This window comes from Sphingobium fluminis, assembly GCF_037723805.1.
Lineage (GTDB): Bacteria > Pseudomonadota > Alphaproteobacteria > Sphingomonadales > Sphingomonadaceae > Sphingobium.
In genome coordinates, this window is record NZ_JBBJUK010000006.1 from 166,277 (window position 1) to 190,216 (window position 23,940).

Genomic DNA, 23,940 nt, shown 5'->3' on the forward strand with positions numbered 1-23,940 from the left:
GACAATGGCCGACACCCCGGAAACCTCACCCGCCAAAAGCCCCAAAAAGGGAGGCGGCTCCAAGGTTGGAGCGGGTACACCCGCCAACGCTGCTGAAACATCGGCCATCAGCGGCGATGGCGCATCGGGCGTCACATCCCGCGAAAACCCGGATACCAGCGGTGCCTCGCAAGGATGGGCGGCTCAGGTCGCGCCCTTAAAAGCGCATGCGGAAAAAATAGCGAAGTCGGCGGTCGACACGCTTGGGGCGGTCGACTGGAAATCGCATATCGACCCCATCAAGGATCAAGCCGGCAAGACCGCGCTGACGGCTGCGGGTGTTGCCAAAGACAAGACGGGTTCAGCCATTCAGAGCCTCGCAAAGTTGATAGCCGATACGGCCGGCACCGTGGACGCCAAGCTTGGCCCCCAATATGGCGACTATGCCCGTCAGGCCGCCGAGTCTGTGGCCAGCGCGGCCAGGACGCTCGACAGCAAAGATGTCGACCAATTAATGGGCGAAGCGCGCGACTTCGTGCGCAAGAGTCCGGCGGTAGCGATCGGCGCTGCAGCGGTAGTGGGTTTCGTTCTGATGCGTCTGGCAAAGGGTTCGGATGACAGCGACGCATAAATATAGCCTGCGTCCGATAGATATAGCCCTCGAACTCCGGGGCGGAGGTTCCATTGACTGAACAACTAACCGAGCCTGCGGTCTGCGGTCCGGCCGACGCCCCAGGAGAATCGGTTCACGATTTGGCCGCCCGGATATTGGCCGATGGACGTGCCTATGTGTCGGCGGAGGCCGACCGGCAGAAGGTGCGAGCAGGCATTGTCGGTGCCGGCGTCCGTGACGCGGCGATCTTCGGCGTCGTTGCTTTCATGCTGTTGTTCGCCGGGCTGGTTGCATCGATGGTAGGGTTGATCCTGGCGCTTGTGCCAAGACTGGGCGCCTTTTGGGGAACGCTCGCGGTATTTGTCGCGGCGCTTGTCACATCCCTCATTCTCATGTTGCTCGCCAAGGCGCGGATCTCTCGTATGACGAAAGCGATCCGGCCGTGAGCGAACATCAGAATTACAGGCAGGCGAGCTTTCGGGCCGATCAGCGCAAGGCGATATTGCTTTCAAGCTTGGGCGACGCCAAAGCCCGGTTGGCCCCCGCCCGGCTGATGGCAGATGCGAAAGACAAGGTCATCGGGGCGGTAACCGCGATACCCAACATTGGCGTAGAAAAAGCGCGCCAGAGGCCTCTGGCTGTAGGTTCAGCCGTGGGCGCGTTTCTTATCTATCTGTTTCGACGACCGCTTGGGACCTTTTTCAACCGGCAATATGTTAGGTTGAAACATATTTATTCGGAGAATGACGATGCCTGATATCCGTGGTCATATCACGCGCGTGCGCGATGCAGCAAACGACATCGCCGGCACCGCCGGAGAAAAGTTGAAGGATGGCACCGAAAAGGCTCGGGAGAGCGCCGGAGAGTTTATCCAGTCCGGACGCGACCATGCGAGTGAGGCCTATTCCGGTGCGCGCGACAAGACTCAGCGTGCCGCCACGCGCGCCAATGAGATATTGCAGGAGCATCCCGTCGCCGCGGTCGCGGGCGCCATAGCCGCCGGCGCTCTGATTGCGTGGCTTTTCCCCAAGAGCCGGTCTGCGATCCGGTCCCTGCCCGGCTTTGCCAGCGCGGCCAGCACGCGCGTGATTGAGGCCGCGCTCGCTGCCCGCGCCGCAGCGGGAGAAAGCGCAGAAAGCATCAAGGCCACCGCTACCGAAACATTGCAGCACGTGAGAGATAGCGCAGGCAGCAAGGCAGCCTCAGTGCGCGACACTGCGACATCCGCCGATCTGACGGGCAAGGCCTCGCGTATCGCTGATGAGCTAGTGTCGATCGTATCTGACAGGATTGATGCGATTGGCGAAGCGGTCAAGGCGCGGCTACCCCGACATTAACCTCATCCATATTCGTCAGTCACGCCCGATGCCTTGGAAGCAAGGTGTCGGGCTGCTATGTTCGAACGATCGATGATTGTGATGGGGCGACGATGAGCAAAATGCATCTGGTTATGGGCGGCAGGGTCCAGGACCCGCAAACCTTGGACTTCCAGGATTTGGCCGCGATCGACCTGGTTGGTGTCTTTCCCGACTACGCATCGGCCGAGGACGCTTGGCGGAGCGCGGCGCAGCGTACAGTCGACGATGCGGAAATGCGCTATGTCATCGTCCATCTGCATCGGTTACTCGAACCGGATCTGCCGGCGGGCTGACCGCTTCGCGCGACTAACCTACCTGCCGGGGCGCCTTGCGAAACCGCCACCATAGTAGCGGTCGGGTCAGAATGAGGCCCACGATAAAGCCGCCTATATGCGCCGCAATAGCGATCTTGCCGACATCGTCAAACCCGCCGGCAGTGGCGATGCCAACCATCAACTGAATAATTATCCAGCCTGTGGCAAGCCAGACAAGGCGAACGATATTGGCCGAAAAGGGCCCGATGCGCCGGATCGTCTGTTGGCTGTAAAGCAGCGCATATGTCCCGATGATGGCGGATATCGCGCCGCTGGCACCCACCATAGGTTCAGTGGACGAGGGTTCTACCGCCCATTGAGCGAAGGTCGACCCGTAAGCGCCGGCCACATAAAGAATGAGCGTCGCGCCTTTATCCAGCACATGTTCAACCTGCCGCCCGCAAAATAGCAGCATCAGCATGTTGAAGCCGATGTGAAGCCAGCCGGCATGGATCAATGTGCAACTAAGGGGCGTCAACCAAGCCGGCATGACCGTCATGCCGGCGAGCAATTCGGGTTGCATGAAGCGCGCGGGAATGAAGCCGCCCCACATCGCCGCATGGCCCATCTGTCCCGTCAGGAACAACACGAGAAATACCGCAAGGGTAACGACCGCAATCCCATTCGTCAGGGGGCCAGCTGGCAGTTTCATGAGGTCAAATAAATTCGATCTTGTCGATCAGATAAAATTTATCGCCAGCAGGAACGGACACTTCCACCTCGTCGCCAACTTGGCGACTGATTAGAGCGCGGCCAAGCGGGCTATTATAGCTGATCATGCCAGCCTTGGCGTCCGCCTCCGCCTGGCCAACGATCTGGTAACGAACCGGTTTTTCATCCTCGTCGATCAGTGTCACCGTCGCGCCAAACACGATCTTGTCGCCGGACAGGTTCGTTGGATCGATTATCTGCGCGCGCGACAATTTGTCCTCGAGGTCGCCAATCGTCGCCTCGACCTGACCCTGCCGCTCCTTGGCGGCATGATATTCGGCATTCTCGGAAAGGTCGCCATGAGCGCGCGCTTCCTCGATCGCATCCACGATCAGTGGTCGCTCTGCCTTAAGTTCGCGAAGCTGGGTGTTGAGCTTGTCATAGCCCATCTGCAGCATCGGCATCTTCTCGACAGTCGCCATCTTGCAAATCCTTAGTCAAAACTTCCCTTTAACGGCCTCCGCATTTCGAAAGGCCGCCCGCAGCATGTTTCCTTATGCGGGGATCAGGCTTGCGAGGCGGGATAATAGGACTGGAGCGCGCGCACTTCAAGGGCGCGGCTGCGCAGCGCCTCGATCGCATCAGCGGCTGCGACGCTGGCCGCTGCCGTGGTGAAACTCGCGACTTTCTGACGCAGGGCGCTGACGCGGATCGCCTTGCTGTCCTTCAGCGACTGCCACCCTTCCGTCGTATTGAAGATCAGGTCGATAGCGCCGTCCGCGATCCGGTCGACGATATGCGGGCGACCCTGCGCGACCTTGTTGACCGTCTCCACTGCTATGCCATTATCCTCAAGATAACGGGCAGTGCCGCCCGTTGCGGCAATCTTGAAGCCCATGCCAGCGAGCTTGCGCGCAGCGGGCAGGATTACTGGCTTGTCGCTATCCTTCAATGAAATGAACACGGTGCCGCCGGTGGGCAGGACTGTGCCGGCACCGATCTGCGCCTTGGCAAAAGCGGTGGAAAAATCGCTATCGATTCCCATGACTTCACCGGTACTCTTCATTTCCGGCGACAGGACGGGGTCGACGCCGGGGAAGCGGCCGAAGGGGAAAACAGCTTCCTTGACCGCCACATGCGCGATTGCATGGCGATCGATTTTCGGCAGGTTGCGCAGCTTCTCGCCGGCCATCACGCGGCTCGCGATCTTCGCGATCGGGGCGCCGATCGCTTTGGCCACGAAAGGCACGGTGCGGCTGGCGCGCGGGTTGACCTCGATCAGATAGACGGTCCCGTCCTTGACCGCGAACTGAATGTTCATGAGTCCCCGCACCGACAGCGCGCGGGCCAGCACGTCGGTCTGCCGTTCGATTTCCGCGATGACCTCGGCGCTCAGGCTGTAGGGCGGCAGCGAACAGGCGCTGTCGCCAGAATGGACGCCCGCTTCCTCGATATGCTGGAGGACACCGGCCACGACAACGTCATCGCCATCGCAAAGCGCATCCACATCGACCTCGACCGCGTCCCGCAGATATTGGTCGATCAGGACCGGCGAATCGCCCGATACCTGCACGGCGGTAGTGATATATTCTTCCAGTTGCGCCTGACCATCGACGATCTCCATCGCACGGCCGCCAAGGACGTAACTGGGCCGCATCAGGACGGGATATCCGATGCGATTGGCCACAGCGATCGCCTCTTCACGGCTACGGGCGATGCCGTTGGCGGGCTGACGAAGCTTCAGCTTGTCGATCAGTGCGGCGAAGCGCTCGCGGTCTTCAGCGAGGTCGATCGCGTCGGGCGAGGTGCCGAGGATCGGGATGCCGGCATCCTCCAGCGCCTGCGCCAGCTTGAGTGGCGTCTGGCCTCCAAACTGCACGATAACGCCCACCAACTCGCCTGTCGATTTCTCGACCTCGAGAATCTCCAACACATCTTCGGCCGTCAACGGCTCAAAATAGAGGCGATCGGAAGTGTCGTAATCGGTCGAAACGGTCTCCGGGTTGCAGTTGATCATGATCGTTTCATAGCCGACCGCGCTCAATGCAAAGCACGCATGGACGCAGCAATAGTCGAACTCGATCCCCTGCCCGATCCGGTTCGGTCCGCCGCCGAGAATGACGATCTTGCGCCGATTGCTGGGCTGCGCTTCATTCTCTGCCTCGCCGAATATGGGCGCCTCGTAGGTCGAGTACATATAAGGCGTCTTCGCTTCGAACTCGGCGGCGCAGGTGTCGATGCGCTTGAAGACGGGACGGACATTGAGCTTGTGCCGGAGCGCGCGGACTTCGTCCTCGGTGACGCCTCCGGTCATTGCCTTGACCGCTTCATGGATTAGACCTGAGCCGCGCGCGATCCCGCGCTCCATGCCGCGCAGGTTCGCGGATTTGAGCGCGAGATAAGCGAGGCGCTTGTCGGCAAATCCCATCGATTTAAGATGGCGCATGCCCTCGGCATCCAGCGGCAGGCCATTCTCCAGCACCTGGGCCTCGGCGTCGACAATTTCCTCGATCCGCTCCAGAAACCACGGATCATATTTGGCGACCGCATGGATTTCCGCGACGCTCAGCCCTTCGCGCAGCGCCTGCGCCGCGACGAGCAGCCGATCGGGCGTCGGCTGGGCGAGCGCCGCGATGATGTCGTCACGCGGCGCGCCGGCCAGATGATCGACATCGTTGAAGCCACAAAGGCCGGTTTCCAGTCCTCGCAGCGCCTTCTGCATCGATTCATGGATGTTGCGGCCGATCGCCATCACTTCGCCGACCGATTTCATCGCCGTGCCGAGCAAAGGCTCGGCACCCTTGAATTTTTCGAAGGCGAAGCGGGGGATTTTCGTGACGATATAATCGATCGTCGGCTCAAAGCTCGCAGGCGTCGCGCCGGTAATGTCGTTGGTGATCTCGTCGAGCGTGTAGCCGACGGCAAGCTTCGCGGCGACCTTGGCGATCGGGAAGCCCGTCGCCTTGGATGCCAGCGCCGACGAGCGTGAAACACGCGGATTCATCTCGATCACGACAAGGCGGCCATCCTTAGGATTGACCGCGAACTGGACGTTGGAACCGCCTGTTTCTACGCCAATTTCACGCAACACCGCGATGCTCGCGTTGCGCATGATCTGATATTCCTTATCAGTCAGCGTCAGCGCCGGGGCTACCGTGATGCTGTCGCCCGTATGGACGCCCATCGGATCGACATTCTCGATCGAACAGATGATGATGCAATTGTCGTTGCGGTCGCGCACGACTTCCATCTCATATTCTTTCCAACCGAGGAGCGACTCCTCGATCAGCACTTCGGTCGTCGGCGAGGCATCCAAGCCTTCCATGACGATTCGTTTGAACTCGTCACGGTTGTAGGCGATGCCGCCGCCGGTGCCGCCCATGGTGAAGCTGGGCCGGATGATCGAGGGAAGCCCGGTAAATTCAAGGCCTTCCAGCGCTTCTTCGAGAGTATGTGCTATCTTTGACCGCGCCGACTCAAGCCCGATCTTGTCCATCGCGTCGCGGAATTTGATCCGGTCCTCGGCCTTATCGATCGCCTCGGCATCCGCGCCGATCATCTGGACGCCATATTTGGCCAGCGTGCCATCGTTGAACAGCGCGAGCGCGGTATTGAGCGCCGTCTGTCCGCCCATGGTCGGCAATACCGCGTCGGGCCGCTCCTTCTCGATGATCTTCGCCACGATCTCCGGCGTGATCGGTTCGATATAAGTCGCGTCGGCGAATTCCGGATCGGTCATGATCGTGGCCGGGTTGGAATTCACCAGGATGATGCGATAGCCTTCTTCCTTGAGCGCCTTCACGGCCTGCGTGCCCGAATAATCGAACTCGCACGCCTGTCCGATGATGATCGGACCTGCGCCGATGATGAGGATGGAGGAGATGTCGGTGCGTTTGGGCATTATTCGGCCTCTGATTTGATATTGTCAGCGCTTGGCGGCGTATAAAGGATTTTCAATGCACCGCCCCCGTCCGGGCCTCGCAGCCCCAGCCGTCATATTCGACGCCGCAGAGGATCTCGATCTGGAGGCACTTCTTCGTTAAAGCCCGGATCGAGGCTTCGTCCACCGCCTGCTCACATTCGAGAAACAGGTAAAGCTCGCCATCTTCGCCCTCTTCCCGGTCCAGTTCGACGAAACCGAACTGACTGGCAATGACGAGAACCCGTTCGAAATCCTTGTCCGAGCCCTTGAAACTGACGTCCACTGGACGAGGTAAACGGGCCACGTCGCCATTTTCGGCGAGGCTGGCAAGCACAGCCTTATCGGCCTCCCACTCGTGTTCGAGCCGCAGTTCATCCACGGCAGGGAGATTTTGGCTCATGCTGGCTGATCCCCTTTGTCGAGGCCTTCGACAAACCGTTTGAACAGGTAGAAACTATCCTGCGGGCCCGGCGAGGCTTCGGGGTGATACTGGACTGAAAATGCATTCTTGTCAGTCAGTTCAATGCCGCAATTGCTGCCGTCGAACAACGACACATGGGTCGTAATCACATTGTCGGGCAGCGTGGCAGCATCCACCGCGAAGCCGTGGTTCATGCTGGTGATTTCGACCAGCCCGTCGGACAGGCGCTTGACCGGATGGTTCGCGCCGCGATGACCCTGATGCATCTTGACCGTCTTCGCGCCGACGGCCAGCCCCAGCAACTGATGGCCAAGGCAGATGCCGAACAACGGGACATTCTCGGTCAAAAGCGCCGCGATCACCGGAACGGCATAAGCGCCGGTCGCAGCGGGGTCGCCCGGACCGTTGGACAGAAATACCCCATCGGGCTTATAGTCCATCACCTGCTCGAACGTCGCCGTGGCGGGCAGCACAGTCACGCGCGCGCCGGCTTTTACGAGATTGCGGAAGATGTTGTTCTTCGCGCCATAATCGAGCGCCACGACATGCGGGCGAGGGATGGGCGTCGGGGCCTGATCTTCGGTGAAGATCAGCGCTTCTCCATCCTCACCAACAGCGGGATAGCCCACCGCGACCGTTTCCAACTGCTCCGACGCATCGACAGCGTAGCCCTCCGCCAGCGTCCACGGGCCATCCCTCCACAGCCGCGTTTCCCTACCCGTCACCTCGATAGCGAGGTCCATGCCTTCAAGGCCCGGCCATCCAGCGGCCCTGGCAGCCAGCGCGGCCAGATCGAAGCGACCATCGGGATCATGCGCGATCACGACATTGGGCGCGCCCTTCTCCCGGATCATCCGCGTCAGCGCGCGGGTATCGACGCCGGAAAGGCCGATGCGGCCCTGCCCGGCCATCCACTGATCGAAAGGCTCGACGTTGCGGAAATTGCTCGGCGCTGTCACATCCTCGCGAACGACGCAGCCTAGCGCATAGGGGTGCGCGGCTTCAACATCGTCCAGATTGGTGCCGACATTGCCGATATGGGGAAAGGTGAAGGTTACGATCTGCCCGGCATAGCTGGGATCGGTCATGATCTCCTGATAGCCGGTGATCGCGGTGTTGAAACAAAGCTCGCCCACCGCGTCGCCGACAGCGCCAAAGCCACGGCCAAAGACGGCGGCACCGTCGGCGAAAACCAATACCCCCGTTGCTCCCTTGGGCACGGTGAGGGTCTTGGCGTCAGCCATGGCTTATATGTCCTTCGAGCTTTTGCGGGAACCCGTCATGTGCGGGTTAAACGGCCGGTCACCTATGCCTGTGGACCCGCGCGGTCAACTCCTGTTAAAAATCTCTTTTGCCGCTATATCTGTCTCTTTCCGACAGACAGGGACGTTCCTCGCCATGATTCGCGATACCATCAAGAGCGCGCAGATCACCGCCATGAAGGCCGGCGAGAAGGACAGGCTGGCCACGGTGCGCCTTATCCTGGCGAAGCTCAAGGATCGCGACATCGAACTGCGCACGGCAACCGCGCTGCCCGACGATGATGCGACGGTCGTCGAAGTCCTGCAAAAAATGGTCAAGCAGCGCCGCGAATCGATCGATATGTTCATCAGCGGCGGGCGCGATGAGCTGGCGGCCAGGGAACAGGCCGAAATGGCCGTGATCGAAAGCTTTCTGCCCCAGCAGCTGAGCGAAGATGAAACCCGGGCCGTCATCAACGCTATCAAGGTGGAGGTCGGTGCAGCGAGCGTCAAGGATATGGGCAAGGTCATGTCGGTGCTGAAAGAGCGCCATGGACAGGTGATCGACATGAGCAAGGCGAGCGGGCTGGTGAAGGCCGCGCTGGCCTGATGCGGCGGAGATGAGCCTTACCCCTGCCTTCCTCGACGAACTGCGCGCACGGACGTCGCTGTCGACGCTGATCGGGCGCACCGTCAAGGTGCAGAAGGCGGGCCGGGAATATAAGGCTTGCTGTCCTTTCCATAATGAAAAGACGCCGAGTTTCACGATCAACGACGAGAAGGGTTTCTACCACTGCTTCGGCTGCGGTGCGCATGGCGATGCGATCCGCTGGATGACCGACCAGCGGGGCCTACCCTTCATGGAGGCCGTTAAGGAGCTGGCGCAGGCCGCCAGCATGGAAGTTCCTGCCCCTGACCTGCGCGCGGCAAAACGCGCGGAACAGGCAAAGGGCCTGCATGACGTCATGGCGAGCGCGCAATTCTTCTTCGAACAGCAGCTTGGCGGTATCGACGGAGCAGAGGCGCGCGCCTATCTTCAAAAGCGGGGCATCACCAATGCAGCATGCCGCGCCTTTGGCTTTGGATATTCACCGGATTCACGCGGCAGGCTGAAGGCTGCGCTTAAGGATTACGGGGATGCGCTGCTGGTCGAAGCGGGCCTTTTGATCGACCCCGACGGCGCAGAGGCGGACAGCGAAAAAACGATAAAGCGCGAGAGTTATGACCGATTCCGCGGGCGTCTCATGTTGCCAATCCGGGATATACGTGGCCGGGTCATCGCCTTTGGTGGCCGCATATTGGGGCAAGGCGAGCCCAAATATCTGAACTCGCCCGATACCCCGCTCTTCGACAAGGGGCGGACGCTCTACAATATCGACCGCGCGTCCCCGGCAAGTCGGACCACGGGCCGCATCATCGTGGTCGAAGGATATATGGACGTCATCGCACTTGCCGAGGCGGGATTTGGCGACGTCGTCGCGCCGCTTGGAACGGCGCTGACCGAGCACCAGATAGACCGCATCTGGAAGATGGTAGATGTGCCTGTCCTGTGTTTCGATGGCGACGCCGCCGGACAAAAGGCTGCGATACGCGCCGCCATGAGGGCGCTGCCGATGCTTCGCCCGGGGCATAGTCTGGCCTTTGCGACACTCCCTACCGATCAAGACCCTGACGATCTGGTGAGGGCTCAGGGGCCAGCAGCTTTCGAGGCCGTACTTGCCGCAGCAGAGCCGCTGGTAGAGCGGCTATGGAAATATGAGCATGACGCAGCGCCACTCGATACACCCGAACAGCGAGCCGCGCTCAAGCAACGATTGGCTGGGATAACCGATGCGATCGCTCATCCTGACATCCGCGCGCATTATCTACGAGCGTTCAAAGATCGATACGATGCGCTTTTCTTTGGGCGCGCTTCATACACAGCCGCCCAGCGTCCTTCCGGCGGGCAAAGGGCAGGCGGCTGGCAGCGGGACAGGCGGGGCAACTGGAAAGCGCCGCTGCCGCCTGCCGGCGGAGAGGCGCGGGCAATCGGGGCGACGGGCCTTGAACAACGTCTGTTGCGGGCAATTCTGGCGAGCCTGCTGCGTCATCCAGATCAAATCCCGCAGCATCGCGAGACGCTTTCGGGTCTTCGGATCGGCGACCCGATCCTCGCGCGGCTGCTTGCCGCGATGATCAGCGCATCCTTCCGCAAAGAAACAGTTGAAACGCAGGGCATCCTTACCATATTGGGCCAAGGTGAAGTGTATAATATGGCGAAGGGGATGCTTCGGGCCGATACATTCACATTCACCCCCCACAGGATGGTAGCCGACTCGGATCGCGTGTCTCGCGACCTGGAGGAGGCTGTAAGGGTAATGACGCAGGGGCCGGAGCTGGAAACGGCGCTGGCGGAAGCGACGAAGCGGGCCAGGGATGACCTCACCGAGGAAACCTTTGCCGAGCAGCAACGGGTCCATCGGCTCAAAATGGATCACGACAACCGTCTGGCGGAACTGGTGCAGTCGGAAGATATTGTCTGAAGGCTTGCGTTTCTTGCAGGGAATGCGCCGGATTTGAAGGTCTGCATCCCCAAGGATGCAACGGATTAGATTGGATCGTTCCTCGACCGGAGCGGCGGAATTAAGGCGAATACATGGCGACCAAGGCGAACAGCAAGAGTGGCGGCGGGGCGGATGCGGGCGATGAAGGTGGCGATGCCCCCCTGCTCGATCTCAACGAGGCGGCCGTCAAAAAGCTGCTCGCGCGCGCCAAAAAGCGCGGGTACATCACCTATGACGAACTGAACGACGCGCTGCCGCAGGACCAGATGTCGTCCGAGCAGATTGAGGATGTGATGTCCGCGCTCAACGACATGGGCGTCAACATCGTCGAAAATGAAGAAGCAAGCGAGGACGGCGACGAGCCACAGCGCGACGACAGCGACGATGATTCGAACGACGAGACGACCGAAGATGACGGTTCGCCGCGTCCGATCACCGAAAAGAAGAAGGAAACCGTTGATCGCACCGATGATCCGGTGCGGATGTATCTGCGCGAAATGGGCGCGGTCGAGCTGCTCAGCCGTGAGGGCGAGATCGCCATCGCAAAACGTATCGAAGCCGGCCGCGACACGATGATTTTGGGGCTGTGCGAAAGCCCGACGACGTTCAACGCGATCATCGAATGGTCGACGGCGCTAAACAATGGCGAGATGCAATTGCGCGAGATTCTGGATCTCGACGCGATGTTGTCCAAGGACCCGGCCCCAGAAAGCCTTGAGGAAGGCGCCGAGGATGATGATGGCGAGATCAGCGAAAAGACCGCTGGCCCGAGCTTCAAGGAAGAAGAAGAGCCCGAAGAGGAAGCCGCCGATGCCGATGAGGACGAGGATGGCCTGACGGAGCGCCGCGCGCCGCGTGTGGAGGAGGAGGACGAGGAGGACAACACTCTCTCCCTCGCCCAGATGGAAGAAACCTTGAAGCCGATGGCGCTGGAGAAATTCGCGACCATCACCGAGATTTTCCATGCTTTCTCGCGCGCTCAGGCCGCGCGCATGGCTGCCATGGCCAATGGCGACTCGCTGAGCCAGAAGGCCGAGGACGATTATCAGGAGTTGCGCGAAAGCCTGACCGCACAGGTCGAGAGCGTCCAGTTCCACCAGCAGAAGATCGAATATCTGGTCGACCAGCTCTATGCCTATAACCGCCGCCTGACGGCTCTTGGCGGACAGATGCTGCGACTGGCCGAACGCCACAAGGTGAGCCGCAAGGACTTCCTCGACCGCTATGTCAATCATGAGCTGGACGATGGCTGGATGGACCGGGTCTCTGGCGTCGACAAAAAATGGGCTGCCTTTGCCGCTGCGGAGGCCCGAGCGGTCGACCGGATCCGCAACGAGGTGAGCGAAATCGCCCAGGCGACCGGCATGTCGCTCAGCGAATTCCGCCGCATCGTGAACATGGTGCAAAAAGGCGAACGCGAGGCACGCATCGCGAAGAAGGAAATGGTCGAAGCGAATTTGCGCCTCGTCATCTCCATCGCTAAAAAATATACCAACCGTGGCTTGCAATTCCTTGATCTTATTCAGGAAGGCAATATCGGCCTTATGAAAGCCGTCGATAAATTCGAGTATCGCCGAGGCTATAAATTCTCGACCTATGCGACCTGGTGGATTCGGCAGGCGATCACCCGCTCGATCGCCGATCAGGCGCGGACCATTCGTATTCCGGTCCACATGATCGAGACGATCAACAAGTTGGTGCGCACCTCCCGCCAGTTCCTGCACGAACAGGGCCGCGAGCCTACGCCCGAGGAAATGGCCGAGCGCCTGTCCATGCCGCTGGAGAAGGTTCGCAAGGTGATGAAGATCGCCAAGGAGCCGATATCCCTCGAAACGCCGATCGGTGACGAGGAGGATTCGCATCTGGGCGATTTTATCGAAGACAAGAACGCGATCATCCCGGTGGACGCCGCGATTCAGGCCAACCTCAAAGAAACCGTGACGCGGGTTCTTGCCAGCCTCACCCCACGCGAAGAACGTGTTCTGCGCATGCGCTTTGGCATCGGCATGAACACCGATCACACGCTGGAGGAAGTGGGCCAGCAGTTCAGCGTGACCCGCGAGCGAATCCGTCAGATCGAGGCCAAGGCATTGCGCAAACTCAAGCATCCAAGCCGCAGTCGCAAGATGCGGTCTTTCCTCGACCAATAGGCATTTTGCGCCAAAGCGAAGCTGGAATGGGGCGGCCGGAAGGCCGCCCTTTTTCTTGCCGTAAACCCCTCGTTTACTCAATCCAGATAAAGAGTCTGAAGTCCGCGAGCGCACGCGAAGCACAGGGGTTAGAGCATGAGTGAAGCGGCACCGCGATATCAGGGTGGAGACATCGCCCAATTGTTGGAGTCGCTGGTTGCCGCCGATGGAACTGGGGCACATGCCTACGCCCATCGTGCCAGCGTGGCACCAACCCGCGACGCCATGCTGTCATTGTTCGATCTGGCTGACATCGCTTATTATCTATGCCTTTTGCATGGCCGACACCCCGGCGTCATCGATCATGCCGCAACGCGATCGGCGGATAATGCCGCGCGCGAGTGGCTGGTCCAGGCCGCAGACGCATTCGCCGGAGAGCGCGCCTATCTGACGCAAGTGACGGTCGCTGTCGGCCCCGCGCCCAGCACCGCGGGCCAGAGCGACTGCGAAACAGTGGTCGGCCAGCAGCGCCACGCACTCGATATGCTCGCGCAATCCGACCGGCGTGGATGTGCCATGGGTGCAGCCACCGCCCTCGTACTCGATTGGCGGGCAGTGCGCCGGTTCCTGGACATTGCGGCCATCCGAGTCGGCCTGGAACCGCTCCCTTGCGGCCTGCCGGACAAGGCGGCCACGTTGAAAGTCGCTCACGCGATCGGTGGCGACGATGGGGTCGACCGCGCAATCCAGTTCGGTGCCCGCCAATTGTTGAATCAGCATCGCGGATTGTGGGACCTGTTACAGGCGCGTGCAAAGATCAGGGCCCGTGACCGCTAACGCCATCATCTATATCACAGGACGCAACCTCAGTGCAGCGCGCCGATGTGTCAGCCTCCCGCATTTGTTCCCATGTAAAAGCCCAACTGTTCGTTGATGTAGCCGCGGTTGATGGCGGGCGCGAAGCGTGCTGATGTGCGCACCGGCATTACCGGTGGAGCTTTGTGGATTCGTATGCGCTTTGAAGGCACGCAAGACTATGTCGCGACCGATGACCTGAGGGTTGCCGTCAACGCGGCGGTGCTTTTGCGCCGCCCCTTGCTGGTCAAGGGAGAGCCGGGCACCGGCAAGACCGTTTTGGCGCAGGAAATCGCCAAGGCCCTCGCTGCACCCCTGATCGAATGGAACGTCAAATCCACGACCAAGGCGCATCAGGGCCTCTATGAATATGACGCCGTGGCGCGCCTGCGGGACGGCCAACTGGGCGACCCGCGCGTCCACGAAATCTCCAACTATATCCGCAAAGGCAAATTATGGGAGGCATTCACGTCGCCTGTCCTGCCCGTGTTGCTGATCGACGAAATCGACAAGGCCGATATCGAGTTTCCGAACGACCTGCTTCAGGAACTCGACCGCATGACGTTCCACGTCTACGAAACCGGCGAAACGATCGCCGCCGCCGAGCGCCCGGTCGTCATCATCACTTCCAACAACGAAAAGGAACTGCCGGATGCTTTCCTGCGCCGCTGTTTCTTTCACTACATCAAGTTTCCGGATCGCGAGACTATGCAGGCGATCGTTGACGTCCACTTCCCCGGCATTCAGAAAATCCTGGTCGGCAAGGCGATGGACATCTTTTACGATATCCGCGACGTCCCCGGCCTCAAGAAAAAGCCTTCGACCAGCGAACTGCTCGACTGGCTCAAACTGCTGCTTAACGAGGACATGCCGCTCGACGTCCTCCAGAATAGCGACCCGACCAAAGCGATCCCGCCGCTCCATGGCGCGTTGCTCAAAAACGAACAGGATATCATGATGTTCGAACGCCTCGCTTTTATGGCGCGCCGGCAAGGCCGCTGAAAATGGCGCTCGAAGCGGGATGTCTGTCCCGCGCGGGGCGCAGGCCTGATCGGCTCAAGGCATCATCTGGATGCAAATGCCGCCGGTTGCCTGAAAAGATAGCTTGCGCAAGCGAGGATTCCCCGTAACCTTTCCCCGAATATTCAATACCGCGTCAAGACGGTCTGGATCATGGGAAGGATGCCGGCTTGTCTATACGCCTGAAGTCCATTTTATATGCGGCGCTGATGATTTCAGTGTCCGGAACTGCTCGCGCCGTCGAGGTGGAAGCCTGGACTCCCACGGCTACTACATTGCGCGCCGCTGCGGCAGGGATTGCTGTGCCGCAGACCGTTGCCGGCCTTTCACTCTCGAAAAGCGGAGAAGCGTCAAACGGCGGCAAGGGGATCGATAATTACGCGCAATATCTGTCGGAGGACGGCGCAATTCAGGCGACGCTCTATATTTACATGCCCAGCTACGCCGATGCGTCCATCGCTGCCTATATGACCGACAGGGCGATCATGGAGCGGTTCGGGTCGAAAACCCGTCGCAGCGCCTATGCGACGGCTACCGTTTCGGGACGCCCCGGCACGGCGATCCGCGCCGTCTATGACGAAGCCGCCGACGGCGCGCTCACGACCGCAGCCGCCTTTGTTCATGCAGGGCGCTGGCTGGTGAAGTTGCGGGTGACTGGCCCCTCATCACGGCGCAAGGCCGTGCTGGCAGGCCTGGACGGCATGTTGCACGCGATGACGTTCGACGATGCCGCTACGGTGCATCCTGTTGCCCCTGCACGCTTGTCGAATTGCGCGGCGACCGCCGATGTCGATGCTCGCCTGATTGCTCCAACGTCAACCGCACCGACGGAGAACGGGCTTCCGCGGGACGGACGCGATGCGCTCTGCATCCGTGGCAAGATAGATACTGCCCAGGGACGCTATGACATGCTCCAACAGGTGAATGTGGCCGGCGGCGCGATGATCGTGCCCATGGACGACGCCGGGGCCGTTCTCGCCTTTAACCCGTCGAGCACCATGCCGGGCTATCAGCTATCGATCCATTCGGTGGGTCAGACGGACCTTTACGGCGTTTACGACAAGGTGCCGAGCCCCCGACAGATCGCCGCTATCATCGACGGCAAGGACCCGCAAACCGCTCGGGCTGCGCGGGTTGCCGATTATGCCGCCAATGGTGACATGACTGTACGCACCAGCGCGCGCTGACTGTCTCTAGAAAGTAGCTGAATTTTCTCGCAAAGCGCCAGATCACCACATTTCGCACCTTGCGAGCGCGATACGGAACCTCACCTTCCCCCCTGCGTATTTTCTCCATGGCCGGCACAAGAGCGATTTGACAGGCTCGGGGGCCGGTCCGGCCTGGAGAGCGCGATGTGGAAACAGTTGACGATGCGGCGTATCTTGCATCCGTTCCGCGCGGATGACGGAAGTGATCGCGCCAGCAAAGCGACCAAATATGATGGACCTTTTGCCGACCTGATGGCCAAGCTTGACCAAATTCCCTATCAACCGCTGCGAAAACCGGTTGCCAGCAGTTGAAGCGCTAAAAATCTGGGCGCGCAGTCAGATAAGATAGCCGACTTCATACAAACCCCAACGGCGACCATGAAAAATCAGGGGCACGAATACGCTCCGCAACGCTCGATAGCGGCCTGAGCCCAGATCCTGTCTATAGGTATAAAGGAAGAAATCGCCTTCGCCGTCGAGCGCACGACGAGTCTGGCTGTCCATGAAGATCTGGCGGTTGCGCGCATGCTCCATATTCCAGTCGAACTCTTTCGCGCGCTGGGGCTGGCTTCGCTGGCTGATATGCGTCGGCAGATAACCGTTCATATCAACGAGACAGCAGCCGACGATCGACTCATCCTGGGCTGTCCGCCGGTCCAAGACAGGCTGCAATTCTGCGTCGGCAAACCGGGTGAACCCGTTTTCGAACTGGACCGGGGCCGATCCGGGAATGGCCCGATATCGGGTGTCGAACAGCGCATTCAGGTCGATTTGCCCATTCCCAAGCGCGTCTTCGACGATTGCCGATACTTCCTGCGCGCCATCTTGGGCTAGCGCGATATATCGACTGTTGCCAGTCACCTGACCGCCATGCGCGGCGATGTTGAGCATGTCGTTAGCCATCCCCTCTAGCCCCTCAAGCTGTACGCGCGCCGTTTCTACCCGGTTCGCGCTCTCACTGGCGGACTCGCTGAAAAGTGTCAGGCCCTGACGCAACGCCGTAACGTCGGCATCGGCCTCATCCGTGCACGTTACGATCGCGCCGGATCGGTCTCCGAACTGAGTAACCAGCGACGCGATTTCCGCCATCGTGGCGCGCAGCGTGTCGATATGGGTGCCTACGTCCCGCCCACGGCCGATATTGGCCTCGACGCCGCCGATCAACCGGCGCGCGTCTCTGTCGAGCTGTCCCAACTTGTCACCCACCGAAGCCGCGGATTCGCCAGCTTGCCCCGCAAGTCTTCGGATTTCGTCCGCAACAACGGCGAAACCTGATGTGGCTTCTCCTCCCCGCGCAGCTTCGATTGCGGCGTTGACACCAAGCAGGCGGGTTTGCCGGGCGATCGCCCCAAGCTCGTCGGAAACATCGCCGACCGCTTCGATGACGGTCAGGAACTGACGCAGATGCCCCTCCAGCCCCGTAACATGGTCGACCAGATTCGCAACTTCGCCGAGGGAAAGCGTGATGACCTCATGCCCCTCCGCGATCATGCGGGCGGCGCGGCGCGCTGTGAGGCTGAGCTCCTGTGCGGCGGCCACGCTCTCATTCTGGCTGGCGGCCAGCGCCTCCATATTCGTCTGCAATTCTGACAGACGCGCGGCATCGCTTTGGATGCGGCGATTAAGGTCTCCTAGAAACCCTGCGGTCTCGCTGCATTGCAACGCGATGTCGCCGGACCTTTCGCCCAGGTCGATCGATAAATGCTGATTTTCCAAAGCCGCCCCGCTGCCATCGAGTAGGAGAGATAGTGCGTTATTAACCATGCGATGCAACAATTAACATTCTGCCAACAGTTAATTTGTCGCCACTTGCATCTCTTCGCCCGCTATCGGACAAGACGTGTCATGCTATTAAATTTTCTCGATGCGCTCCGCGCTGCCGGCGTTCCTGCAGGCCTGAAAGAGCATTTGCTGTTGCTTGAGGCGCTCGATCGCGACGTCATCGAGCAGCGGCCGGAGGATTTTTATTATCTCGCGCGCGCGACCTATGTGAAGGACGAAGGACTGATCGATCGCTTCGACCAGGTTTTCGCCAAGGTGTTTAAGGGGGTGATGGGCAATGCGGACATGGAAGCGGAACTGCCCGAAGAGTGGCTGCGCCTTGTCGCCGAGAGGTTTCTCACACCCGAAGAGATGGAGAAAATTAACGCGCTCGGGTCATGGGACGAGATCATGGACACGCTCAAAAAACGGCTTGAGGAGCAGAAGGAGCGGCACGAAGGCGGTAGCAAGTGGATCGGGACCGGCGGCACTTCGCCCTTTGGCAATGGCGGTTATAATCCCGAAGGCGTTCGGATCGGCGGGAAGAGCAAGAACAAGCGCGCCATCAAGGTTTGGGAAAAGCGCGAATTCCAGAACCTGGATAATGATCGGGAACTTGGCACCCGCAATATCAAGGTAGCGCTGCGGCGGTTACGCCGGTTTGCGCGAGAAGGCGCCGCCGACGAACTGGATCTGGATGCAACGATCCGTGGGACGGCGCGCCAGGGCTGGCTGGACATTCGCATGCGGCCGGAGCGGCACAATGCCGTCAAACTGCTGCTGTTTCTGGATGTTGGCGGGTCGATGGACCCGTTCGTCACTCTTTGCGAAGAGCTGTTTTCCGCCGCGACGGCAGAATTCAAGAATATGGAATTTTTCTATTTCCATAATTGCCTTTATGAAGGCGTATGGAAGGATAACCGCCGTCGTTTCGACGAGCGCATTCCGACATGGGATATTCTCCACAAATATGGCCATGACTATAAGGTGATTTTCGTCGGCGATGCGGCGATGAGCCCCTATGAGTTCACCCATCCGGGCGGATCGGTCGAACATATGAACGAAGAGGCTGGCGCCGTCTGGATCGAGCGCATCCTTCATACATATCCGGCTACGATATGGCTGAACCCCGCCAACAGGGAATATTGGACCTATAGCGCGTCCACGAATCTCATTTCTCAGCTTCTGAACGATCGCATGTACCCGTTGACGATCGATGGGATCGACGACGCCATGCGCGAACTGACACGCAAGCGCTGAGCGCTGGTATGCGCGTCACGGATCGTAGCGAACCCCGCCGGTCATCGGGACGGGCGCTCCGGTTGTGCCCGGAAAGCTGATGGGCATGCCCTTGAGCGAACGCACGGCCATATAGGCAAAACCCTGCGCCTCCAGCGCATCGCCATCCCAGCCGAGTTCATCTACCGGCCTGACGTCGGTGCCCGTGCGATCGGCGAGCATCGCCATCAGCGTCCTGTTGTGTCGCCCTCCGCCCGCCACATAAATGCAGGAAGGCCGATCGTGCAAATGATTGAGGCCGCGGGCGACCGCAGCCGCCGTAAAAGCCGTCAGCGTGGCCGCGCCGTCGGCTAGATCGAGGCCGCGCAAGGCTTCCATCGAAAACGCCTCACGGTCGATACTTTTTGGCGGCGGCAGCGCGAACCAGGGATCGGCCAGCATGATCGCCAGCCGGGTCTCGTCGACTCGTCCCGCCGCTGCAGTGGCCCCGCCTTCATCAAAGGCAAGGTCGCTATGGGCCTGCATCCAATTGTCGATAAGACCGCTCGCCATGCCTGTGTCGAAAGCAATGATGTCATCGCCACGGCCAATGACGGTGATATTGGCCACACCGCCGAGATTGAGCACACCCACGGGCCTTGGCAGATCATGCGCCAGCGCGCGATGATAGACCGGCAAGAGCGGCGCGCCCTGCCCGCCCGCGCGCACATCCGCGCTGCGCAGATCGGCGATGACGCTGATGCCAAAGGCTCCGGCGAGCGCCTTGCCCTCCCCGATCTGCCAAGTCCATCCGCGCTCGGGCCGATGCGCCACCGTGTGGCCATGGAAGCCGATAACGCCGATATCCTCCGCGACATGGCCGCTGCGCGCTAGCAGATCGGCCACCGCCTCCACATGCAACTCGGTCAGTTCCTCCTCGACGGAATGAAGGATCGGTTCGAAGCCCGGCGCTTCCATGGCCATGGCGCGCTGGCAGACCTCGGCCAGCCGGACGCGAAAGCCGTCATGATAAGGCTGGGCGTGGAAGGCGAGCGGCGTCACGACAGCATCGCCGTCGGTCTCGATCAGCGCCGCGTCGATGCCGTCGCGCGACGTGCCCGACATGAGGCCGATTGCAAGCATGCGGGACATCGTCACCATCCTTTGTCCGGGTCCAGCCCTTGGAGCCTCGCTTCCTTCTTAAATCAGTATGACAGGTCGACAAGTCAACGGCGCAGCCATAATCCGACAGGCCACTTCCCCGCCTCCTGCTGCGATGCTAAAGGCGCGTCGCTATGACATCCCGCTACTCATCCGATCTCCTGCGCCTGCTCGATACGCGCGGCTACATCCATCAGCTTACCGATGCTGAAGGACTGGACTCCCTTGCCGCCCGGCAGATCGTACCGGGCTATATCGGCTTCGATCCGACCGCCCCGTCGCTCCATGTCGGCCATCTGGTGTCCATCATGATGTTGCGACAGTTGCAGAAGGCCGGCCACAAACCGATCGTGTTGATGGGCGGCGGCACGGGAAAAATAGGCGATCCGAGCTTCAAGGATGAGGCGCGCAAGCTGCTGACCACAGACCTGATCGCGCAGAATGTCGCGAGCATCAAGCGCGTGTTCGAACGCTTCCTGACGTTCGGCGATGGTCCCACCGATGCTATCCTGCTCGATAATGCCGAATGGCTCGACCGGCTGGAATATATCCCGTTCCTGCGGGATATCGGCCAGCATTTTTCGGTCAACCGGATGCTGAGCTTCGATTCAGTCAAGCTTCGGCTCGACCGCGAACAGTCGCTCAGCTTCCTCGAATTCAACTATATGATCCTTCAGGCCTATGATTTTCTGGAACTGTCGCGACGTTCAGCGTGCCGACTCCAGATGGGCGGTTCGGACCAGTGGGGGAATATCGTAAATGGCGTCGAGCTGGCCCGCCGCGTCGACGGCACGCAGGTGTTCGGCCTGACCACCCCCCTGCTCACAAATTCGGACGGTTCCAAGATGGGCAAGACCGTGGGTGGCGCCGTGTGGCTCAACGAGGACCAACTGTCGAGCTACGATTATTGGCAGTTCTGGCGCAACACGGCCGATGCCGATGTTTTTGACCGGCTGCGCCTGTTCACCGACTTGCCCATGGATGAAGTCGACCGGCTCGCGGCGCTGCAAGGCGCGGAATCGAATGAAGCCAAGAAGGTGCTGGCCAATGAAGCGACAGCGCTTTGCCGAGGCGCAGACGCTGCCGCAGCGGCGGCGGAAACGGCACGCAAGACCTTCGAGGAAGGCGCTTCCGACGCTAATTTGCCCACGGCCAGCCTGGGCGTCGAAGGGCTCACCATCGTTCAGGCCAACACCGCACTGGGCTTTGCGACGTCCAACAAAGAGGTACGGCGCAAGCTGGCCGAGGGCGCGATCAGGGTGAACGGCCAAGTGGTCAATGATCCTGCGCTGGTAGTAAAGGTCGGCGACAAGATCAGCTTCGGCGCCAAGCGACACGGGCTGATCATAGCCTGAAGAAAAAAACGCTAATTACTAATACCATGCCAAGTAGGCAAGCTTCGGGCTAAAGCGAGTCTAGGCTCACCTGAGCATCGGCTGCCTGCCTTTGCTCGACCCTTTAGGAAGAAGCCAACTCGCATAACAACGCCGGTCCAAACCGGATCACCGTCGTTTAGCGCAGACAGGCTTTTCTTCGCCAAAATAGGCTGACGGACGCTGGTTGTGATTGGCTCCCCGAGTAGGATTCGAACCTACGGCCATTCGATTAACAGTCGAATGCTCTACCGCTGAGCTATCGGGGAGCAGCCCGGTTTCCGCCGGGCAGGCCGCGCCTATAGCAGCGGGATTTGCGAACTGGCAAGTGCTAATGACCGCATTTTTTCAGGCGATGAACTGCTCCGCCGCGATCCGGTCGTCCAGCGTATGTTCGGGGTCGAACAGGAGCGTGAGCGGCGTCGCGCGATCGATCTGAACCTCCACTTGCGCCACATCACGCACTTCGCGCTGATCGGCCACCGCGCTCACTGGCCGCTTGACGGCATCGAGCACGGTGAATTTGATGATCGTGTTTTCCGGCAGGATCGCCCCGCGCCAGCGACGGGGCCGAAAGGGGCTGATCGGAGTCAACGCCACGAGGCCGGACCCGAGGGGCAGGATCGGCCCGTGCGCCGACAGATTATAGGCAGTCGACCCCGCCGACGTCGCGACCAGAACCCCGTCGCACACCAATTCGGGCAGGACGGGCCGGCCATTGACCTGAACTTCCAGCTTGGCGGTCTGGCGGGTTTCGCGCAGCAGGGACACTTCATTGATGGCCGGGATTGAAAAGCGCTCGCCATCGATCGTGTCCACGGTCATGCGCAGCGGCGTAACCTTGAACGACTTGGCCGCTTCAATTCTCTGTTCGAGCCGCTCCAGCCGCCATTCGTTCATCAGGAAGCCGACCGTGCCCAGATTCATGCCGAAGACCGGAACAGTGCGCCGGCTCTCGAGCATCGCATGCAGCGTCTGGAGCATGAAGCCGTCGCCGCCCAGCGCGATGATCATTTCGGCCTGATCGACCGGCACGAAGTCATAGGCACCGCGCAGCCGCTCCTCGGCGGCTCGGGCCGCCTGGGTCGGAGACGCGAGCAGAGCGCGCCGCGGCTCGCTGCTCATCCGCCGGTCACACTCATATGACGCCTGATCGCAGGATCGAGGTCTTGACCGATCTGAAAATCATGACGCGCGGGCTTCAGCCGTAACGCGCGGTCGATCAGCGGTTCGACCGCCGCCAAGCCACCTTCGCGCAACGCGGCCTTAAGGTCGACATGATCGTCATGGCCAAGACACATGAAGATCTTGCCCTCGCAGGTCATCCGCATACGGTTGCAATCCGCGCAGAAATTATGGGTCATGGGGGTGATCAGCCCCAGCCGCGCGCGCAAGCCGTCGACGGCGTAGTAGCGCGCAGGCCCGCCGGTTCGCTGCGGCAGCTGCGTGATCGCATAATGTGTGCGCAAACTCGCGGCCACTTGTGTCAGCGGCAGATAATGGTCGGTGCGGTCCTCCCCGGTTTCGCCGAGCGGCATGGTCTCGATCAGCGTGAGATCGAAACCCTGCTTGTCGCACCAGTGCAGCATGGGCAGAATTTCATCATCATTCACACCCTTCAGCGCGACCATATTGATCTTCACGGCAAGCCCCGCTGCCTTCGCGGCTTCCAGCCCGTGAAAGACGGACCTGATATCCCCGCCCCGCGTTACATGAGCGAACCGATCGGGGTCCAGGCTGTCCAGGCTGACATTGATTCGGCGAATGCCTCCATCATGCAGGGCATGGGCATGGTCAGACAGCCGCGTACCGTTGGTCGTCAGCGTCAGTTCGTCCAGTCCCTGCCCGATATGTCGCCCGATGCGGCGGACCAGATCGATAATGTCGCGCCGAACCAGTGGCTCACCCCCGGTCAGCCTGATCTTTCGCACACCCCGACCGATGAACAGATCGGCCAACAGCGCGATCTCTTCCAAAGTGAGAACCTGATTTTTCGGCAGGAAAGTCATGCGCTCGGCCATGCAGTAGCGGCACCGCAAGTCGCAGCGATCCGTGACAGAAATACGCAGATAGCTGATCCGGCGGCCCAGCGCGTCGGTCATCAGCTTGCGGGAAGGATCGGCAATCGCCATGACAGCGTAGGTAGGCCAAGGCCTTGCGCTTCGCAAGCGCC

At 60.4% G+C, this 23,940-nt stretch carries 23 protein-coding genes and 1 tRNA gene; 14 read left to right on the forward strand and 10 right to left on the reverse strand.

The window, feature by feature from the left end; genetic code table 11:
* Nucleotides 1–4: 4 nt before the first annotated feature.
* The 5 genes from WG907_RS15450 to WG907_RS15470 all read left to right on the forward strand — a co-directional run bounded on the left by WG907_RS15450 (nucleotide 5) and on the right by WG907_RS15470 (nucleotide 2,243).
* A complete protein-coding gene (locus tag WG907_RS15450) occupies nucleotides 5–610 on the forward strand; it encodes a hypothetical protein (protein ID WP_340234184.1) in 606 nt (201 codons plus the stop codon).
* A 53-nt stretch (nucleotides 611–663) separates the two neighbouring features.
* Nucleotides 664–1,038, forward strand: coding sequence for a hypothetical protein (locus WG907_RS15455; RefSeq protein ID WP_340234186.1), 375 nt, complete (start codon nucleotides 664–666; stop codon nucleotides 1,036–1,038).
* Complete coding sequence (locus tag WG907_RS15460) at nucleotides 1,035–1,349, forward strand: hypothetical protein (RefSeq protein WP_340234188.1); 315 nt, start codon at nucleotides 1,035–1,037, stop codon at nucleotides 1,347–1,349. Before WG907_RS15455 ends, WG907_RS15460 begins: the two co-directional genes overlap by 4 nt.
* A complete protein-coding gene (locus WG907_RS15465) occupies nucleotides 1,342–1,929 on the forward strand; it encodes a hypothetical protein (protein WP_340234189.1) in 588 nt (195 codons plus the stop codon). The genes WG907_RS15460 and WG907_RS15465 overlap by 8 nt, the downstream gene beginning before the upstream one ends.
* A gap of 92 nt (nucleotides 1,930–2,021) precedes the next feature.
* A complete protein-coding gene (locus tag WG907_RS15470) occupies nucleotides 2,022–2,243 on the forward strand; it encodes a DUF4170 domain-containing protein (RefSeq protein ID WP_340234323.1) in 222 nt (73 codons plus the stop codon).
* A gap of 13 nt (nucleotides 2,244–2,256) precedes the next feature.
* Here the strand turns inward: WG907_RS15470 and WG907_RS15475 are convergent, their stop codons facing one another.
* The 5 genes from WG907_RS15475 to carA form a co-directional block, all read right to left on the reverse strand.
* Complete coding sequence (locus WG907_RS15475; protein ID WP_340234190.1) at nucleotides 2,257–2,916, reverse strand: rhomboid family intramembrane serine protease; 660 nt, start codon at nucleotides 2,914–2,916, stop codon at nucleotides 2,257–2,259.
* A gap of 4 nt (nucleotides 2,917–2,920) precedes the next feature.
* Complete coding sequence (greA, locus tag WG907_RS15480) at nucleotides 2,921–3,397, reverse strand: transcription elongation factor GreA (protein ID WP_340234192.1); 477 nt, start codon at nucleotides 3,395–3,397, stop codon at nucleotides 2,921–2,923.
* A gap of 83 nt (nucleotides 3,398–3,480) precedes the next feature.
* Nucleotides 3,481–6,816, reverse strand: coding sequence for a carbamoyl-phosphate synthase large subunit (gene carB, locus WG907_RS15485; protein WP_340234194.1), 3,336 nt, complete (start codon nucleotides 6,814–6,816; stop codon nucleotides 3,481–3,483).
* Between the two features lie 52 nt (nucleotides 6,817–6,868).
* The gene (locus WG907_RS15490) at nucleotides 6,869–7,237 is read right to left on the reverse strand and encodes a ribonuclease E inhibitor RraB (protein WP_340234196.1); all 369 of its coding nucleotides are present in this window, start codon (nucleotides 7,235–7,237) and stop codon (nucleotides 6,869–6,871) included.
* Nucleotides 7,234–8,502: a glutamine-hydrolyzing carbamoyl-phosphate synthase small subunit gene (carA, locus tag WG907_RS15495; protein WP_340234197.1), complete on the reverse strand. Its 1,269-nt coding sequence runs from the start codon at nucleotides 8,500–8,502 to the stop codon at nucleotides 7,234–7,236. The genes WG907_RS15490 and carA overlap by 4 nt, the downstream gene beginning before the upstream one ends.
* Nucleotides 8,503–8,656: 154 nt before the next feature.
* On the opposite strand from carA, the gene WG907_RS15500 reads away from it, so the two are divergent.
* The 7 genes from WG907_RS15500 (at nucleotide 8,657) to WG907_RS15530 (ending at nucleotide 16,566) form a co-directional block, all read left to right on the forward strand.
* Entirely contained in the window at nucleotides 8,657–9,109 is a 453-nt protein-coding gene (locus WG907_RS15500; protein ID WP_340234199.1) for a GatB/YqeY domain-containing protein, read from the forward strand.
* A gap of 10 nt (nucleotides 9,110–9,119) precedes the next feature.
* Nucleotides 9,120–11,021: a DNA primase gene (gene dnaG, locus WG907_RS15505; protein ID WP_340234200.1), complete on the forward strand. Its 1,902-nt coding sequence runs from the start codon at nucleotides 9,120–9,122 to the stop codon at nucleotides 11,019–11,021.
* A 113-nt stretch (nucleotides 11,022–11,134) separates the two neighbouring features.
* Nucleotides 11,135–13,192: an RNA polymerase sigma factor RpoD gene (gene rpoD / locus WG907_RS15510; protein ID WP_340234202.1), complete on the forward strand. Its 2,058-nt coding sequence runs from the start codon at nucleotides 11,135–11,137 to the stop codon at nucleotides 13,190–13,192.
* A gap of 135 nt (nucleotides 13,193–13,327) precedes the next feature.
* Nucleotides 13,328–14,008, forward strand: a complete 681-nt coding sequence (locus tag WG907_RS15515; RefSeq protein WP_340234204.1) for a DUF6975 family protein — start codon at nucleotides 13,328–13,330, stop codon at nucleotides 14,006–14,008.
* A 174-nt stretch (nucleotides 14,009–14,182) separates the two neighbouring features.
* Nucleotides 14,183–15,028 (forward strand): AAA family ATPase, encoded by an 846-nt coding sequence (locus WG907_RS15520; RefSeq protein WP_340234324.1) that lies wholly within the window; start codon nucleotides 14,183–14,185, stop codon nucleotides 15,026–15,028.
* 188 nt (nucleotides 15,029–15,216) lie between these two features.
* On the forward strand, nucleotides 15,217–16,233 hold the full coding sequence (locus WG907_RS15525) for a hypothetical protein (protein WP_445326825.1): 1,017 nt from the start codon (nucleotides 15,217–15,219) through the stop codon (nucleotides 16,231–16,233).
* A gap of 165 nt (nucleotides 16,234–16,398) precedes the next feature.
* On the forward strand, nucleotides 16,399–16,566 hold the full coding sequence (locus WG907_RS15530; RefSeq protein ID WP_340234205.1) for a hypothetical protein: 168 nt from the start codon (nucleotides 16,399–16,401) through the stop codon (nucleotides 16,564–16,566).
* A 24-nt stretch (nucleotides 16,567–16,590) separates the two neighbouring features.
* On the opposite strand, the gene WG907_RS15535 is transcribed toward WG907_RS15530, so the two are convergent.
* Nucleotides 16,591–17,970 carry a methyl-accepting chemotaxis protein gene (locus tag WG907_RS15535; protein WP_340234326.1) on the reverse strand — a complete coding sequence of 460 codons (1,380 nt, stop codon included), beginning with the start codon at nucleotides 17,968–17,970 and terminating at the stop codon, nucleotides 16,591–16,593.
* Between the two features lie 129 nt (nucleotides 17,971–18,099).
* Between WG907_RS15535 and WG907_RS15540 the strand changes: the two genes are divergently transcribed.
* Nucleotides 18,100–19,275 carry a vWA domain-containing protein gene (locus WG907_RS15540; protein ID WP_340234207.1) on the forward strand — a complete coding sequence of 392 codons (1,176 nt, stop codon included), beginning with the start codon at nucleotides 18,100–18,102 and terminating at the stop codon, nucleotides 19,273–19,275.
* 15 nt (nucleotides 19,276–19,290) lie between these two features.
* Here the strand turns inward: WG907_RS15540 and WG907_RS15545 are convergent, their stop codons facing one another.
* Nucleotides 19,291–20,376, reverse strand: a complete 1,086-nt coding sequence (locus WG907_RS15545; protein ID WP_340234327.1) for an anhydro-N-acetylmuramic acid kinase — start codon at nucleotides 20,374–20,376, stop codon at nucleotides 19,291–19,293.
* A gap of 152 nt (nucleotides 20,377–20,528) precedes the next feature.
* On the opposite strand from WG907_RS15545, the gene tyrS reads away from it, so the two are divergent.
* The gene (gene tyrS / locus WG907_RS15550) at nucleotides 20,529–21,749 is read left to right on the forward strand and encodes a tyrosine--tRNA ligase (RefSeq protein ID WP_340234208.1); all 1,221 of its coding nucleotides are present in this window, start codon (nucleotides 20,529–20,531) and stop codon (nucleotides 21,747–21,749) included.
* A gap of 212 nt (nucleotides 21,750–21,961) precedes the next feature.
* Here tyrS and WG907_RS15555 read toward each other — a convergent pair.
* From WG907_RS15555 to moaA, 3 genes are all read right to left on the reverse strand, one after another.
* Nucleotides 21,962–22,036, reverse strand: a tRNA-Asn gene (locus tag WG907_RS15555).
* Nucleotides 22,037–22,115: 79 nt separating this feature from the next.
* Entirely contained in the window at nucleotides 22,116–22,892 is a 777-nt protein-coding gene (locus WG907_RS15560) for an NAD kinase (RefSeq protein ID WP_340234209.1), read from the reverse strand.
* Nucleotides 22,889–23,899 (reverse strand): GTP 3',8-cyclase MoaA, encoded by a 1,011-nt coding sequence (moaA, locus tag WG907_RS15565; protein ID WP_340234211.1) that lies wholly within the window; start codon nucleotides 23,897–23,899, stop codon nucleotides 22,889–22,891. Before moaA ends, WG907_RS15560 begins: the two co-directional genes overlap by 4 nt.
* Nucleotides 23,900–23,940: the final 41 nt, after the last annotated feature.

Coding starts and splice junctions, on each gene's coding strand:
- WG907_RS15450 (WP_340234184.1), top strand. CDS start 5: ATGGCCGACACCCCGGAAACCTCACCCGCCAAAAGCCCCAAAAAGGGA.
- WG907_RS15465 (WP_340234189.1), top strand. CDS start 1,342: ATGCCTGATATCCGTGGTCATATCACGCGCGTGCGCGATGCAGCAAAC.
- WG907_RS15470 (WP_340234323.1), top strand. CDS start 2,022: ATGAGCAAAATGCATCTGGTTATGGGCGGCAGGGTCCAGGACCCGCAA.
- WG907_RS15475 (WP_340234190.1), bottom strand. CDS start 2,916: ATGAAACTGCCAGCTGGCCCCCTGACGAATGGGATTGCGGTCGTTACC.
- greA (WP_340234192.1), bottom strand. CDS start 3,397: ATGGCGACTGTCGAGAAGATGCCGATGCTGCAGATGGGCTATGACAAG.
- carB (WP_340234194.1), bottom strand. CDS start 6,816: ATGCCCAAACGCACCGACATCTCCTCCATCCTCATCATCGGCGCAGGT.
- WG907_RS15490 (WP_340234196.1), bottom strand. CDS start 7,237: ATGAGCCAAAATCTCCCTGCCGTGGATGAACTGCGGCTCGAACACGAG.
- carA (WP_340234197.1), bottom strand. CDS start 8,502: ATGGCTGACGCCAAGACCCTCACCGTGCCCAAGGGAGCAACGGGGGTA.
- WG907_RS15500 (WP_340234199.1), top strand. CDS start 8,657: ATGATTCGCGATACCATCAAGAGCGCGCAGATCACCGCCATGAAGGCC.
- dnaG (WP_340234200.1), top strand. CDS start 9,120: ATGAGCCTTACCCCTGCCTTCCTCGACGAACTGCGCGCACGGACGTCG.
- rpoD (WP_340234202.1), top strand. CDS start 11,135: ATGGCGACCAAGGCGAACAGCAAGAGTGGCGGCGGGGCGGATGCGGGC.
- WG907_RS15515 (WP_340234204.1), top strand. CDS start 13,328: ATGAGTGAAGCGGCACCGCGATATCAGGGTGGAGACATCGCCCAATTG.
- WG907_RS15520 (WP_340234324.1), top strand. CDS start 14,183: ATGCGCTTTGAAGGCACGCAAGACTATGTCGCGACCGATGACCTGAGG.
- WG907_RS15530 (WP_340234205.1), top strand. CDS start 16,399: ATGTGGAAACAGTTGACGATGCGGCGTATCTTGCATCCGTTCCGCGCG.
- WG907_RS15540 (WP_340234207.1), top strand. CDS start 18,100: ATGCTATTAAATTTTCTCGATGCGCTCCGCGCTGCCGGCGTTCCTGCA.
- WG907_RS15545 (WP_340234327.1), bottom strand. CDS start 20,376: ATGCTTGCAATCGGCCTCATGTCGGGCACGTCGCGCGACGGCATCGAC.
- tyrS (WP_340234208.1), top strand. CDS start 20,529: ATGACATCCCGCTACTCATCCGATCTCCTGCGCCTGCTCGATACGCGC.
- WG907_RS15560 (WP_340234209.1), bottom strand. CDS start 22,892: ATGAGCAGCGAGCCGCGGCGCGCTCTGCTCGCGTCTCCGACCCAGGCG.
- moaA (WP_340234211.1), bottom strand. CDS start 23,899: ATGGCGATTGCCGATCCTTCCCGCAAGCTGATGACCGACGCGCTGGGC.